13 protein-coding genes are annotated in these 13,675 nt (G+C 62.6%); 6 read left to right on the forward strand and 7 right to left on the reverse strand.

What is annotated here, in order from left to right; all coding sequences use genetic code 11:
• The 4 genes from K8I61_12520 to K8I61_12535 form a co-directional block, all read left to right on the forward strand.
• Positions 1 to 1,007, forward strand: a 1,007-nt coding sequence (locus tag K8I61_12520; GenBank protein MBZ0272854.1) for an efflux RND transporter periplasmic adaptor subunit, incomplete at its 5' end; no start/stop codon positions are given.
• A gap of 9 nt (positions 1,008 to 1,016) precedes the next feature.
• Complete coding sequence (locus K8I61_12525; GenBank protein MBZ0272855.1) at positions 1,017 to 1,715, forward strand: ABC transporter ATP-binding protein; 699 nt, start codon at positions 1,017 to 1,019, stop codon at positions 1,713 to 1,715.
• Complete coding sequence (locus K8I61_12530; GenBank protein MBZ0272856.1) at positions 1,715 to 2,905, forward strand: ABC transporter permease; 1,191 nt, start codon at positions 1,715 to 1,717, stop codon at positions 2,903 to 2,905. The genes K8I61_12525 and K8I61_12530 overlap by 1 nt, the downstream gene beginning before the upstream one ends.
• A gap of 2 nt (positions 2,906 to 2,907) precedes the next feature.
• Positions 2,908 to 4,071: an ABC transporter permease gene (locus K8I61_12535; protein ID MBZ0272857.1), complete on the forward strand. Its 1,164-nt coding sequence runs from the start codon at positions 2,908 to 2,910 to the stop codon at positions 4,069 to 4,071.
• Between the two features lie 3 nt (positions 4,072 to 4,074).
• Here the strand turns inward: K8I61_12535 and K8I61_12540 are convergent, their stop codons facing one another.
• Positions 4,075 to 4,773: a pirin family protein gene (locus K8I61_12540; protein ID MBZ0272858.1), complete on the reverse strand. Its 699-nt coding sequence runs from the start codon at positions 4,771 to 4,773 to the stop codon at positions 4,075 to 4,077.
• Positions 4,774 to 4,863: 90 nt separating this feature from the next.
• Between K8I61_12540 and K8I61_12545 the strand changes: the two genes are divergently transcribed.
• Positions 4,864 to 5,178 carry a hypothetical protein gene (locus tag K8I61_12545; protein ID MBZ0272859.1) on the forward strand — a complete coding sequence of 105 codons (315 nt, stop codon included), beginning with the start codon at positions 4,864 to 4,866 and terminating at the stop codon, positions 5,176 to 5,178.
• Here the strand turns inward: K8I61_12545 and K8I61_12550 are convergent.
• The gene (locus tag K8I61_12550; protein ID MBZ0272860.1) at positions 5,144 to 5,770 is read right to left on the reverse strand and encodes a DUF4202 domain-containing protein; all 627 of its coding nucleotides are present in this window, start codon (positions 5,768 to 5,770) and stop codon (positions 5,144 to 5,146) included. The two genes, K8I61_12545 and K8I61_12550, sit on opposite strands and share 35 nt — an antisense overlap.
• A gap of 125 nt (positions 5,771 to 5,895) precedes the next feature.
• On the opposite strand from K8I61_12550, the gene K8I61_12555 reads away from it, so the two are divergent.
• Complete coding sequence (locus tag K8I61_12555; GenBank protein MBZ0272861.1) at positions 5,896 to 6,639, forward strand: NAD(P)H-binding protein; 744 nt, start codon at positions 5,896 to 5,898, stop codon at positions 6,637 to 6,639.
• 6 nt (positions 6,640 to 6,645) lie between these two features.
• Here K8I61_12555 and K8I61_12560 read toward each other — a convergent pair whose 3' ends face one another.
• The 5 genes from K8I61_12560 to K8I61_12580 all read right to left on the reverse strand — a co-directional run bounded on the left by K8I61_12560 (position 6,646) and on the right by K8I61_12580 (position 13,290).
• Positions 6,646 to 7,896 (reverse strand): glutamate-5-semialdehyde dehydrogenase, encoded by a 1,251-nt coding sequence (locus K8I61_12560; protein ID MBZ0272862.1) that lies wholly within the window; start codon positions 7,894 to 7,896, stop codon positions 6,646 to 6,648.
• A 10-nt stretch (positions 7,897 to 7,906) separates the two neighbouring features.
• Complete coding sequence (gene proB / locus K8I61_12565; protein MBZ0272863.1) at positions 7,907 to 9,034, reverse strand: glutamate 5-kinase; 1,128 nt, start codon at positions 9,032 to 9,034, stop codon at positions 7,907 to 7,909.
• 83 nt (positions 9,035 to 9,117) lie between these two features.
• The gene (locus tag K8I61_12570; GenBank protein ID MBZ0272864.1) at positions 9,118 to 10,242 is read right to left on the reverse strand and encodes a glycosyltransferase family 9 protein; all 1,125 of its coding nucleotides are present in this window, start codon (positions 10,240 to 10,242) and stop codon (positions 9,118 to 9,120) included.
• A gap of 37 nt (positions 10,243 to 10,279) precedes the next feature.
• Complete coding sequence (locus K8I61_12575) at positions 10,280 to 11,368, reverse strand: hypothetical protein (GenBank protein ID MBZ0272865.1); 1,089 nt, start codon at positions 11,366 to 11,368, stop codon at positions 10,280 to 10,282.
• An 11-nt stretch (positions 11,369 to 11,379) separates the two neighbouring features.
• Positions 11,380 to 13,290 (reverse strand): hypothetical protein, encoded by a 1,911-nt coding sequence (locus K8I61_12580; protein ID MBZ0272866.1) that lies wholly within the window; start codon positions 13,288 to 13,290, stop codon positions 11,380 to 11,382.
• Positions 13,291 to 13,675: the final 385 nt, after the last annotated feature.

Raw genomic sequence — 13,675 nt, forward strand, 5'->3', positions numbered from 1 at the left:
ACACGGGACCGGTTGCGGGTATCACTGCCAACGGATACGTCGTCGCGCGCACGCGCGCGTCCGTTTCCGCCAAGATCCTCGGCCGCCTCACGGAATTGAACGTCCACGAAGGCTCCGAGGTGAATAAGGGCGACATCATCGCGCGCATCGACGCGGCCGATTTCCGCGCGCAGCTTCAGCTCGCCCGATCATCGGGCGACCGCGTCAAGGCGGAACTCGAACAGGCCCAGCGCGCGCTTGAGCGCGCCCGAAAATTGCGCGCCGATGGGTTCATCTCCGCGCAGGAGCTCGAGACAATCCAGACGCGCGTCGCGACGCTTGACGCCGGAGGCCGGGAATCGACCGCGGAGGTGAGCCTCGCGCGCGCGAACCTGGAAAACACCGTCATCCGTGCGCCGTTCGACGGCACCGTTTTGCGCAAGGACGCGGAAGTCGGGGAGATCGTCTCGCCCGCGGGCGCGGGCGGCGTGGGCGCTTTGACGCGAACCGCCGTCGTCACGATGGCGGACTTGACGACGCTGGAGGTCGAAGTGGACGTCAACGAGGCCTACATCGCGCGCATCCGGCAGGGACAGCCCGCGAAGATCGTTCTTGACGCCTACCCCGACGCTTCGTTCAAGGGAGAGGTGCGGCAGGTTGTGCCGACCGCGGATCGCCAGAAGGCGACCGTGCAGGTCAAGGTATCGATCCTGGAAAAAGACCCGCGCATCCTGCCCGAAATGGGCGCGAAGGTCGTTTTTCTCGAGGAGGAAGTAACGACGGGGGAGGGCGAGGCGCCGCGATCGCGTGTCATCGTGCCGAATGACGCCGTTATCAAGCTCTCCGGCGGCGACGCGGTGTGGCTCGTGGAGGATGGCCGGGTGCGTCCGAAATCCATAAAAATCGGCGCGAGGCAGGGAAACGACGCAATTGTAAGCGAGGGCCTATTTGGCGGCGAGCGCGTGGTGCTAAATCCGCCGGAAAATCTGGAAGAGGGCGACCCGGTGCGCGTCGCGGAAGACGCGTAGGGAGGCATTATGGCGTCGGTCGAGGTTCGGAATCTGACGAAGATCTATCACCGCGACGCGGAAGATTTGCGCGTCCTCGACAATCTGTCCATGTCCATCAAGGACGGCGAGTTCGTCGCGCTGATGGGGCCGTCGGGTAGCGGAAAGACGACGCTGCTGAACATCATCGGCGGCATCGACGAGGCGACGAGCGGGCAGGTGAACGTCGGGGGCACGGACATTTCCGGGCTTTCCGGGCGCCGGCTCGCCAAGTGGCGATCGCGCAGCATCGGGTTCATCTTCCAGCTCTACAACCTCATCCCCGTGCTGACCGCGCTGCAGAACGTGGAGCTGCCGCTTCTGCTTTTGCCGATGAGCAAGAAGGAACGCATCAAGCGCGCGACGACGGCCCTCGAACTCGTCGGCCTTGGCGACCGGCTCGGCCATTTGCCGCGCCAGCTCTCCGGCGGGCAGGAGCAACGCGTCGCGATCGCGCGGGCGCTCGTGGCCGATCCGCTGCTGTTTCTGGCCGACGAGCCGACCGGCGACCTGGACCGCGCCTCGGGCGAGGAAATCCTGACGCTTCTCGAACGCCTGAATCGCGAGTTCAAAAAGACCATCATCATGGTGACGCACGATCCTCACGCCGCCGAACGCGCGCAGCGGCTTCTGCATCTGGATAAAGGCGAGTTGTCGAAGGACGAGACGCGGCAGGCGGGGAACGGCTGATGGGCTTTTTCCGCCTGGTCTTCGCGAACCTGTTTCGCAACAAGATCCGCACGACGCTGACGATGCTCTCCGTCGCCGTCGCCGCGTTCCTTTTCTGCGCCCTGGAGGGCGTGCTCGATACGCTCGAGGATGCGATCAAGCTCGGAAGCGAGACGCGCCTCGTGACGCGCAACGAGATCTCGCTCGTATTCCCGCTGCCGCTTTCCTACAAGGAGCGCATCGGCTCGGTGGCGGGGGTCGAGGACGTGACGACCCAGAACTGGTTCGGCGGGCAGGACCCGAAGGACTCGCGAAACTTCTTCGCCCAGTTCGCGGTCGAGGAAAACACGTACCCCATGTACAAAAACGAGATGGAGATCATCGACGCGATCGAGCCGCAGGCCGCACGCGGCGTGCCCGACGGCATGGACGCGAGGCTCGCGGCCTACCTGGAGGACCGAACGGCCGCGATCGTCGGCAAGTCGCTTTTTGATCGCATGGGGTGGAAGCTCGGCGATACGATCACGATCAACGGCACGATCTATCCGGGCGAGTGGCCCTTCAAGATTGCCGCCGTTTATCGCGCGAAAAAGCGATCGTTTGGCGAGGAGACGCTGTTTTTTCACTGGGATTATCTTTACGAAAAATCCGGCCGCGAGGCGCTCGCCGGCATCTACGTGTTGAAGCTCGCGGACCCCGACAAGGCGGGGGACGTATCGCGCGCGGTGGACGCGATGTTCGAGAACTCGACCGCGCAAACGAAGACCGAAACCGAAAGCGCGTTCCAGGCCGGGTTTGTCAGCATGTACGGGAACATCCCGTTCGTGCTTCGTGTCATTGGATTCGCGGTCGTGTTCGCGATTCTACTCGTCGCGGCCAATACGATGGTCATGGCCGTGCGCGAGCGCACCGGCGAGATCGGCGTTTACAAGACGCTCGGTTTCACCGACGGCGCGATCTTCCGCCTGGTGCTCGCGGAGGCCGCGCTGATCACACTGACGGCGGGGCTTTGCGGCACGATCGCGTCGAAATTGTTGATCGAAAAATCCGGATTCAACGCGGGCGGCATGCTGCCGCCGATGTCCGTGCACTGGGCGACGGTCGCGGCCGGCGTCGGCGTGACGCTGGTCGTCGGCGCGGTGTCCGGCATGGTGCCCGCCTGGCAGGCGGCGCGGCTGAAAATTGTCGACGCCATGCGGCGCGTGGGGTAGGTATGGCGATTCCGGTTTCCTACAATCTTCGCAACGTGATCCGCCGCCCCGTTTCGACCGCCATGACCGCGATCGGCATCGGCCTCACGGTCGCGATTTTCATCGGCGCCCTGTCGCTGGCCGCCGGATTTGAACAAGCGGTCAAAACCAGCGGTTCTCCGGACAACATTCTGGTGACGCGAAAAGGCGCGGACGCCGAACTGTCGAGCGCGGTATCGCGCGAAGCGGCGAATATCGTCCGCGCACATCCTTCCGTGGCCGCGGGCTCCGACAATCGCCCGCTCGCAAGCCCGGAGGTCGTCGTGCTGATCGTGCTTGATCGCCTGGGCCAGCCGGGATCCTCCAATGTAACGATCCGCGGCGTGGACCGCGAGGCGCTCGCGTTGCGCGACAACCTGAAGGTCGTCGAGGGACGCATGTTCGAACCCGGCCGCTCGGAGGTTATCGCCGGCAGGCGGCTCGCCGGACGATTCCAGGGGATCGACGTCGGCGGTACGGTCAAGTTTGGCGCGCACGAGTTCACGATCGTCGGCCTGTTTGAGGCCGGCGGATCGAATTTCGAATCCGAAATCTGGGGCGACAACAAGGTCATCATGCCCGCGGCGCGAGGCGAGGTTTTTCAAAGCGTCACGTTTCGCCTTGCGCCCGGCGCGAATTTTCACGACGTGAAGCACGAACTGGAAGCCGATCCACGCTTGCAGGTGGACGTTGAGCGCGAGTCGGAATATTACGCCAAACAATCGGAGATGCTCGCGAACATCGTCCGGTTTCTCGGCGTGTTCATCACGGTCATCATGGGCGTCGGCGCGGTCTTCGGCGCGATGAACACGATGTACGCCGCGGTCGGCCAGCGCACGCGCGAGATCGCGACGATGCTGGTGCTCGGCTTTTCGCCATTCATCATCCTGGTTTCGTTTCTGATCGAGTCCGTCGTCGTCGCGCTGATCGGCGGCGCGTTCGGCGCGCTTTTGTCGCTGCCGATCAACGGCATCTCCACGGGCACGACGAATTTTCAGTCGTTTTCCGAAACGGCGTTCGAATTTCGGGTGACGCCCGGCGCGATCGTAACCGGCCTTGTCGCCGCGGCGATCATGGGATTCGTCGGCGGCCTCCTGCCGTCGATCCGCGCCGCGCGCCACACGCCGGCGCAAGCGCTTCGCGGCTGAGCCTCAGACAAGATCGAATAAAACGATCTCCGCCGGCGACGTCGCGCGGATGACGATCTCACTTGTGTCCTCGACCGCCGCCGCGTCGCCCTCGTTCAGCGCCTCGCCGTTCACCGTCGCGCCGCCCTTGGCCATTTGAATCCAGATGTGGCGATCGGGCGTTGTCTCGTACCGCACCTTGGCGCCATCCGTGAGGATCGACGCGTACACGCGCACGTCCTGGCGGATCGTCACCGCGCTGTCGGATTCGTCCGGCGAGGCGATGAGCGCAAGCTTGTCCGTCCGGGCGTCAAGCGGCAGGCGGCGCTCCTCGTAGGACGGTTTCAGGCCCCGTACGTTCGGTTCGAACCAGATTTGCAGCAGATGCGCTTTTTCGGTGTCCGACGCGTTGAATTCGCTGTGCACGATCCCGGTGCCGGCGGTCATTTTCTGGATATCGCCATGTCGGATCGTCGATTTGTGCCCCATGCTGTCCTCGTGCGCGAGCGCGCCCTCGAGCATGTAGGTCAGGATCTCCATGTCGCGGTGCGGATGCATCGGAAATCCGCCGCTCGGCTCGATCCAGTCGTCGTTGAGCACGCGCATGGCCCGGTAGTTCATGTGGTCGGGGTCGTTGTAGCTGCCGAACGAAAACGAATGGTTCGAGTGCAGCCAGCCGAACTCGGCAACGCCCCGGTCTTTCGATCGTCGAATCGTGATCATGCGCGCTCCTGGAAAATGGTTTAGACTTTCCCCATGTCCAGATTACGTCGAAGTTTTTCCTCGCGGGAATTCCTGGCGGCGGCCATTGTTATCGCCGTTACCGTCGTCGCCGCCCTCGCGATCGCGTCGCGGTCGTCCGCCGCGGAAAAAGCGGTTTCGAAGGACTGCACGTTCAACGGGAAACCGCTCCACGGCAAGGTGAAATACGTCAGCAATTTTCCGGACATCAAGGTGAAGATCGTGGATTCGTTTCCCGATCTGAAGGTCAAAATGGTGACGAACTTTCCGGACTCCTGCGGCAAGTGGCAGATCGTCGAAAACTTCCCGGATTTTACCGTGAAGTTTGTCGACTCGTTCCCGGACATCAAGATCAAATACGTGGATAGCTTTCCGGGTCTTCCGTAACCTCGCCGGCGAGCGCGGCCTCGATCGTCGCGCGCGCCGCGTCGGATATCGGCAAGGCCAGCGCGGCGTCCCGGCCGCGCGGCGTCATTTTCGCCCACGTGCGGCGAATGATATTCGGCATCTTGGCGGGGTCGGTTTTCGCGGCGAACGCATCCAACTCGTAGCGGATGAACACAAGCGCGATCGCGTCCTCGAGAAGTTGCGTCAATGGGTCAGACGCAAGGTCCTCCTTGCGGACAATCGCCTGGACGCGCGCGATCGTCGCGTCGTCGTATCCCACGTCGCCAAGGATCTCGCCTGCGATGCGCGCATGCTCCAGCGCGGCGTCGCGCCGCCAACGATGGTAGCCAGCGCGCCCCTCGGGATAGCGGTCGCGCGGAAATTCCCATCGCCGGACGTGCTGCGCGCGGGCGGCCAGCAGCACGTCGTCCGGGGCGTCCGGATCGAGCGCGAGCACCGCTTCCGTGAGACGGCGCGCATAGAGCAGCTCCTTGGGGATGCCGGCGCCGTCTACGCTCTCCGAGCGCGGATCCCGCGCATTTTCCGCGTCCAGCCGCGTAATTGCTGCCGCGAATCGTGGATCGGCTGACATTTCGTGCGTCCCTCCGCTTATCAACGGCGGTTTTCTCGTGTTAACTAGAGCCGCCTGTTTCGTTCCTGATATCGTTTCGATCGGTCCCCGGCAAGGCGGGGGGCCACGGGGTGCCCATGGTTCCGATGTCCGCGCAAGGCAGCGCGGAGTCTCGACATCGCGCGTTCGTTACCGGTGCGACCGGCTACACCGGTCACGCGGTCGTTCGGCGCCTGCGTGAACGGCGTGTGGAAACCTGGGCGCACGTCCGTCCGGATTCGCCGCAGCTCGATGATTGGCGGCGCGAATTCGAGGCCGTCAACGCGACCGTCGATACCACGGCGTGGGACGCCGACGCCCTGGCCACCACCTTCCGCCGCATCGATCCGACGATCGTCTTCATTCTCGTCGGCACGACGCGCCATCGTGCACGCGCGGCCGCGCGCCGGCGTGGTAATGCGGAAAACGAAAGCTACGAAAACGTCGACTACGGCCTGACGAAAAAGGTTCTCGACGCGCTCCTCGCCGCCGGGATACGCCCGCGCGTCGTTTATCTGTCCGCCGCGGGCGCCGCGCCCAATGCGCACTCGGCCTACGGCGCCGCGCGATGGCGCGCCGAAGAGGCGGTTCGCGGCTCCGGCTTGCCGTACACGATCGCGCGGCCCTCGTTCATCACGGGTCTCGACCGGCCGGAACTGCGCGCCGCGGAGTTTGCGTTCGCCCGCACGCTCGACGCGGCGCTGTCGCTTGCGGCGATGCTCGGCGGGAAAAGCCTGCACGACCGCTATCGCTCGACGAGCGCCAAAACTCTCGCGCAAGCGTTGGTCGCGATCGCGCTCAATCCCGCGGCGGAAAATCAGGTGGTCGAGTCGGAGAACCTGCGGCGGTAGGATTCGTTACGACGTTCGGATCTGCCCGTCGCCGAACACGACGAACTTGCGCGTCGTAAGGCCCTCTAGCCCCATCGGGCCGAAGGCGTGCAGGCGGCTTGTGGAGATACCGATTTCCGCGCCAAGGCCAAGCTGAAATCCGTCGGCAAATCGCGTCGACGCGTTCACCAGCACGGTCGACGAACCCACGCGCCGCAAAAACTCCATCGCGCTCGGATGATGGTCGGTCACGATCGTTTCGGTGTGATCCGATCCGTGCGCGCGGATGTGCTCGATCGCCTCGTGCATGTCGCGCACGACGCGCATGGCGACGATGAGATCGAGATACTCCGCGCCCCAGTCGTCCTCGGAGGCGGGCGCCGCCTCGGGGAACAATGTGAGGGTGCGTTCGCAACCGCGAATTTCCACGCCGGCCGCCGCGAGCGTACGGCACAGCGACGCGAGCAGATCTTTCGCGTATTCCTCGTGCACGAGAATCGTCTCCACCGCGTTGCAGACGCCCGGACGCTGCGTCTTGCCGTTCAACGCCAGCGCGACGGCCATTTCCGGGTTTGCGGTACGGTCGATGTAGAGATGGCAGACGCCCTTGTAGTGCTTCAGCACCGGAATCCGCGAATTTTCCGCGACGAAGCGGATCAGCCCTTCGCCGCCGCGCGGAATGACAAGGTCCACCAGGTCATCGAGCGCGAGGAATTCCTTCATCACCTCGCGCGAGGGATCATCGATAACCGTGACCGCCGCGCCCGGCAGGCCCGCAGCCGCGATTGCGCCTTGCAAGACCTCGCCGATGACCTTGTTCGAGGATGCCGCATCCGACCCGCCGCGAAGGACGATCGCGTTGCCCGCCTTCAGGCACAGGGACGCCGCGTCCGCCGCGACGCCCGGCCGCGCTTCGTAAATGAGCCCGATGACGCCGAGCGGAATGCGCATGCGCCCGACGAGCATGCCGTTCGGACGGCGCGAAAGGCTCGAGATCTCGCCGACCGGATCGGGCAGGGCCGCCACTTCCTCGACGCCGCGCGCGATGGCGTCGAGGCGCTCGGGCGAAAGGCTCAGGCGATCCATGAGCGCGTCCGATAGACCGCCTTCCAGGGCGCGCCGCCGATCCTCGTCGTTGGCGGCGACGATCTCCGGCGTGCGTTCGCGAAGCGCGGCCGCCATCGCGAAAAGCGCCGCATTTTTCGCGCCGGTGTCGGCGTCCGCGAGCGCCCGGCTCGCGGCGCGGGCTTCGGTGGCGAGCCATCGGATGTCGGACATCGGCAAACCCCTAATCCAGAACGAGGAGATCGTCGCGGTGGATGACCTCATCGCCCAGTGTGAATCCCAGAATTTCCTCGATCTCGCCGGATCGCCGGCCCATGATCAGGCGGATCTCGCGCGACGAGTAAGCCGACAATCCGCGGGCGAGGCTTCGACCTTCCTCGTCGCGGACCTCCACGGGCGCGCCCTGGCTGAATTCGCCGTCCACCTCGCGGATACCGCTTGGCAAAAGGCTGCGCCCTTTCTCGATGAGCGCCCGCGACGCGCCCGCGTCGACAAGAAGGCGTCCGAGCGGCGCGTCGTGAAAAAACAGCCAGCGCTTCTTGCCGCGTATCAGCGTGTCGCGCGTTTCGAAAATCGTCCCGACTTCCTCGCCCGCCAGCACATCGCGCAACACACCGTCGCGCTTGCCCCGTGCGATGACCGTGGTCACGCCGAACCGCGCGGCGAACCGCGCGGCGGTCACCTTTGATTGCATGCCCCCCAGACCTCGCCCGGAGCGGGGCAGGCCGGGCACGAAATCTTCGTCGCCCGTCAAGCTCACGACCGGGACGAGCTCCGCGTCCGGGTGCGCTGTCGGATCCCTGGTATAGAGGCCCTCCTGATCGGTCAGCAGGATCAACGCGTCCGCGTCGACGAGCCCGGCGACGACGGCGGAGAGTTGATCGTTGTCGCCGAGGCGAATTTCCTCCGAAGCGACGGTATCGTTTTCGTTCACGATCGGCACCACACCCCACGCGATGAGCGCCGAGAGCGTATGCCGCGCGTTGAAAAACCGGCGATGCACGTGGATGAGATCGCGCGTGACAAGCACCTGCCCGACGCGCACCTGGTGTCCGGCAAAAAGGTTCGCCCAAAATCGCATGAGTTCGGTCTGCCCCACCGCCGCGAGTGCCTGCTTGACGGTGACGTCGAGCCTGTCCGCCGCGCGCCCGCCTTTTTCCATGACGCTGCGCCCGGCTAACACCGCGCCGGACGAGACGATGACGATCTCCCGGCCGGCCGCGCGCGCCGCCGCAAGGTCGGCCACGATCGCGGCGATCGCCGGCTCGTCGAATCCGCCTCCGGCCGCGCCCAGCACATTCGTGCCGAGTTTGACGACGACGCGGCGGGCATTTTTCAGGCGGTTACGCATGGATCCTGCGAGGCGGCGTCCATGTGGACGCGCCCGGTCGGTTCGGGGATAACGCTTGGGTGTATGGCGAAAACGGGGTGCGTTTACGCCGCCGGTTTGATCGCGATGCGGCCAAGCGCCTCGACCACGTCCTCGGCACGCACGTCGTTCATGCACGTGTGATGATCGCACGTCTGTTTGTAGCAGGGCGAGCACCACGGCTGCATCAGGAATTTCTCGCCGCGACCGTAAAGGTGAACCTCCTGGGGACACGTCGGCCCGAAGATCGAAAGCACGGGCACGCCTTCGGCGATCGCCAGATGTTGCGCCAGGGTATCCACGCATACCATCGCGGACAGCCCGGAAACGATCGACGCGAATTTCCGGATCGGATGCTCGCAGCCGGCGTCCTTCACGATCGCGCCGACGCGCTTGACGATCTGTTGATTGCGCTCGGCTTCGCTCGGTCCGCCGAGCAGCACGGGCGTATAGCCCAGGCGTTCGCGAATCAGGCGGCAGATGTTAGCCGTCGTGTCGATCGGCACGCGCTTGGTGGCGAAAAAATCGCCCGCGCCCGTATTGACGCCGATGAACGGATCGCGCCCCCAGCGCGCCAAAAATCGGCGGCCTTCCTCGCGCTCGTCGTCCGTGATCCCGATGCGAAGGGGCTCGCCGTTAAAGCGGAAGCCGCTCATCTCGAAGACGATTTCCTGATACGTTTTTTTGTTTTCGAGGAATTTGAACGGATCGTCGATCCCGAGGCGCAGGGCGTATAGGCCGTCGTCGTCGTGCACGTCGAGCGTGCCGTAGGGCGACAGCGTAAATCCTTTTTTCGTCCCGGCCGGCACCGTCGCCGACAACGCGATCGCGCGCGGGTCCTTGTCCAGGCAATAGACCTCGTCAAATCGCTGCGCGTTCAGAAACTGCACCGTTTCCTGGTTCATGACCATGATCTTCTCGATGCCGGGCACGCCCGTCAGAAGCGGCACCGTCGCCTTGTCCATGACCCACGTCACGTGCGTGCGCTCGTGGCGAGCCCGGATCGGCTCGAGGATCGGCGTCGTGCGCACGACATCGCCCATCGCGGCAAGTTTGATGATGAGCACGCGCTTGCCCATCGGGTCGTAGAAAGTGCAGCCCTCGCACGAATCGCGCTTCAGGCGGCAAGGAACGACGCCGTCGAAGTGCCGGCAGTCGATATTCGCCCAGGTGGTTTTTTCGGCCGTCATACCCGAAATCATTGCAGGCCGCGCGGCGCTCGGCAAGTCATGGCCGGATTCGACTCGCGACAATCGTCCGCGTGAATCTCATGCGGCCATCTCCAAGGCCAGGAGACGACTCGAAATGGGGCGTGAGCGGAATCGGCTCCGATCGGATAATCCCTGGCGCGGATTTGAATGCCTCTTTTTGTCCGCCGGACGAATACCACGAAACGGTGCAGTCGGGACGATCATCGACTCCATTGATGTCCAGTGCCACGACACCGCCCGCGCTTCCGCCGATGACGCACCAATGGCCGTTGGTCCAGTACAAGCCATCTTCCGTGTTGCCGCTGCTCGCGACCTTCTCGACGAAATTGTTCGTGCGCAACAGCGCAAGACCCCAGTCAAAAAACAAGCTCCTCCCGAAATCCGGGGCACCATTACCGATGCCGGGGAAGCCGTCGATGTAGTCATTTGGGCAACCCATGCCTTCGCCGACGCTGAACTGGTCAGGACCGAAATATGGGTTCGCCGCCAAAGCGCATTCCGGCCTGTTTCCGTCAACGCCTTCGTATGTATATGGATCGTCAACCTCGACACAATCGTAACCTTGTCCAGGCGCGGAAAGCGCAAACACGATCGTTGGCACGTCGTCGGTTGACGTGATCTTCGCCATCATCATCGCGTCCAAAAACGAGCCGCGAAAACCGTCGCCGTGAAGCCAGATGATGCCGGGGCGGAGAGAGCTAGGATCGTAATCGCGAAATCCACCGGAATTGCCGTTAAAACCGTCGTCGGCAAAGTGATCACAATCAAGGTCCAGTGCGTCGGGAACACTCTTTCTGGTCGCATAATACATAAAAACCGGCCCAGGCTCGCTAGAGCCATCTACCTCCGCGACCGTTGCTAACCAAATAATGCCGACGCAATACGGTCCGTCCCATGGTCCGTTCGCCAGCCAGTTTACGCCGCCATTGTATTGTCCTTGCCAAACAACATTCCAGGTATCGTACGTCCCCGATCCACGAGGCTCTTCTTCGAGCGTATAAAGAGCTTCGTAATCTGACCAATCGGCGGGTTGCGCCTTCGCTTCGATTGACAACCCGAAAACAACCAACGCCGATACAATCACCGTCGCAATGCGAAAAGACATGGTATTCCCCCTTAAGGTATTATGGACTCGTAGGCAGCTCCACTGTCACCATGAACCTCGAAAAAGTTCCCATTTTTATCGAATTTCGCACTTTGCATTGTACGCGCTCGATCGATAAAAGACCTTTCCCAACCGATTCCGTTAAAAAAGTAGACGGCGATCTCTGCATTTTCGTAGTCTCCCACGGCCGCGCCTATGAAGCCAGTGCCTGTCAGCGTGACGCTGACGTAACGTGCATCGGCGTCAAGATCGGTCCATTCCCAGGCACCATCTGCGTTCGTCGCATAGCGAACACCAAAATCGTTTTGATACAAAACATGCACGATCCCATCGCTATCGACGAAAATCGATTCATATCCCTTGTCGGTCACGGGAAGAGTGGCATCGATAACATCGAATCGCCATGTTCCCTCGTCGTTTGTCGCATAGAGAACGGCATTCGATTGACTATAAGTCAAATAAATAGAGCCGTCGTCGTCATAAAAAATATCACCGACGTCCGCGCCCATCGGATCGACCCACTCAAAAAACCAGTCGCCGCCATCGTCCTGCTCCCCAACATGCACTCCGGGCGCGTCATAGCCGAAAAATGTTACCGCGCACCTACCTGTGGCATTACACGAAATCCGTGGATGGTCCGCATCGTCGTTGATCGGTGTCGCCGTCCAGGCTCCCGACTCGTTCGTCACGTAAGTTATGCCAAAAACATCGATGACAAGATGTGCGATTCCGTTGACATCCAAGTCGAAATCTGACCAGAGCCCAACTCCATAGTCGTCGGTTATCAATTCAAACGACCAATCGAGACTGTTTTCGCCTCGTGTCGCGTAGACATATCTATCACCGGCCTGGTCGCCGATAATCGCGTGATGCAAGTTTTCGCCGTCAATATCCATCCATGCTAAATTAAATAGTCCAGAATCCAGCGTCGCTTGCTTCCAAGCGCCCGACTCGCGCTGAACGTATATCGCCGCGAATCCGTCGTCCGAATAATATACCACGCGCGGCTCGCCGTTGGCGTCAAGCGCGATCGCAGCGTTTTCGGTCCATTCCTCTTCGTTGAGGGAGGCAAGTTCGCGATGCCATGTCCCCGAAGCGTTGGTGAAATACGTCGCTCCTACGGGCGACGGTATGACGTCGTTGCCCGCCCAATCCGCGACGTGGGAGAACCCATTCTCGTCGATGACGAGATAGGGATCCCAGCCTTCGCCGAGAACTCCACCCATGGGAGAAAAGGTCCATCCAGACGGCGTATGGGTGCCGTATTGCAATAGAAAATTTCTTAACAGCGCCATCCTCGGTTCGCCATCGATCCCGATCGCGATCGACGGGCGAAGGATGCTTCCCGACGGAAATTCCGTTGTCCACGTCCCACCCCGGTTTGTCGCGTAACCGAGATAGCTCGCCGTGAAATATTGGATCGTCATTGCTGCGACGTGCGCAGAGCCGTCCGGCGCCACGGCGATCGACGTGTGCTTTCCCCAATCGCCCTCTGCGATGATCGTTTCGACGGACCACGTGCCGCCGGACTTCGCCGCGTAACGAATGTCGGCGTTATCGCGCTCGACGTAAGCCAGGTGTGGCTCGCCTTCAGCACTCAGGGCGATCGACGCGTGTGCCTGATCGATATGATCGTCCGGAAATTGGTGAAAAGCGCCGATCGAATCGACCGTTTCGATGACCCACGTCCCGCTTTCGTCCGAGGCGTATTTCAGCGCGTCGTTCCAGAGGTCGGTATACACGAGATGAAAGCGACCAGCGGCGTCCATCTTCATGTCCACGCCGGAGGCCATGAAGTCGATGGTTCGCGCCTCGCACGAAAATTCGCCGCCCGCGTCTTCCGTGATCGAGTAGATGCGCACGTCGCGGCCCTTCACCGCGGCGACGTACGTCGTGTCGTCCGCGCCGATCTGGATCGCCATGCCGGTCGACCCGGGCATCCCGCCCGCGATCATCGAGACGCACGCCCCATCCGGGTTCAGGAACCCGCGCGGGCACGGCTCGTCGTCGTGCTCCCAGACCTCTTCGCAAATACCCGGCGGGGGTAACTCGTCGTCGTCGTCCGCATCGTCGTCCGCGTCGTCATCGCCGGACGAATCGTCGTCGTCCGCGTCGTCATCGAATCCAGAGTCGTCGTCGAAAGTGGAATCGTCGTCGCTCGCCGAGTCGTCGTCGTCGTCAATTGGCGCGGACACGCCATCGCTATTGTCGTCGTCGCCGCACGTGCAGCCGGGGAGCGCGAGGAGAAGCGGGAGGGCGAGGAGGAAGAGAGCGCAAAACGCAAGGAAGCGGCTCGCGGTTTTTTGC

Source organism: bacterium, from assembly GCA_019912885.1.
GTDB lineage: Bacteria > Lernaellota > Lernaellaia > JACKCT01 > JACKCT01 > JAIOHV01.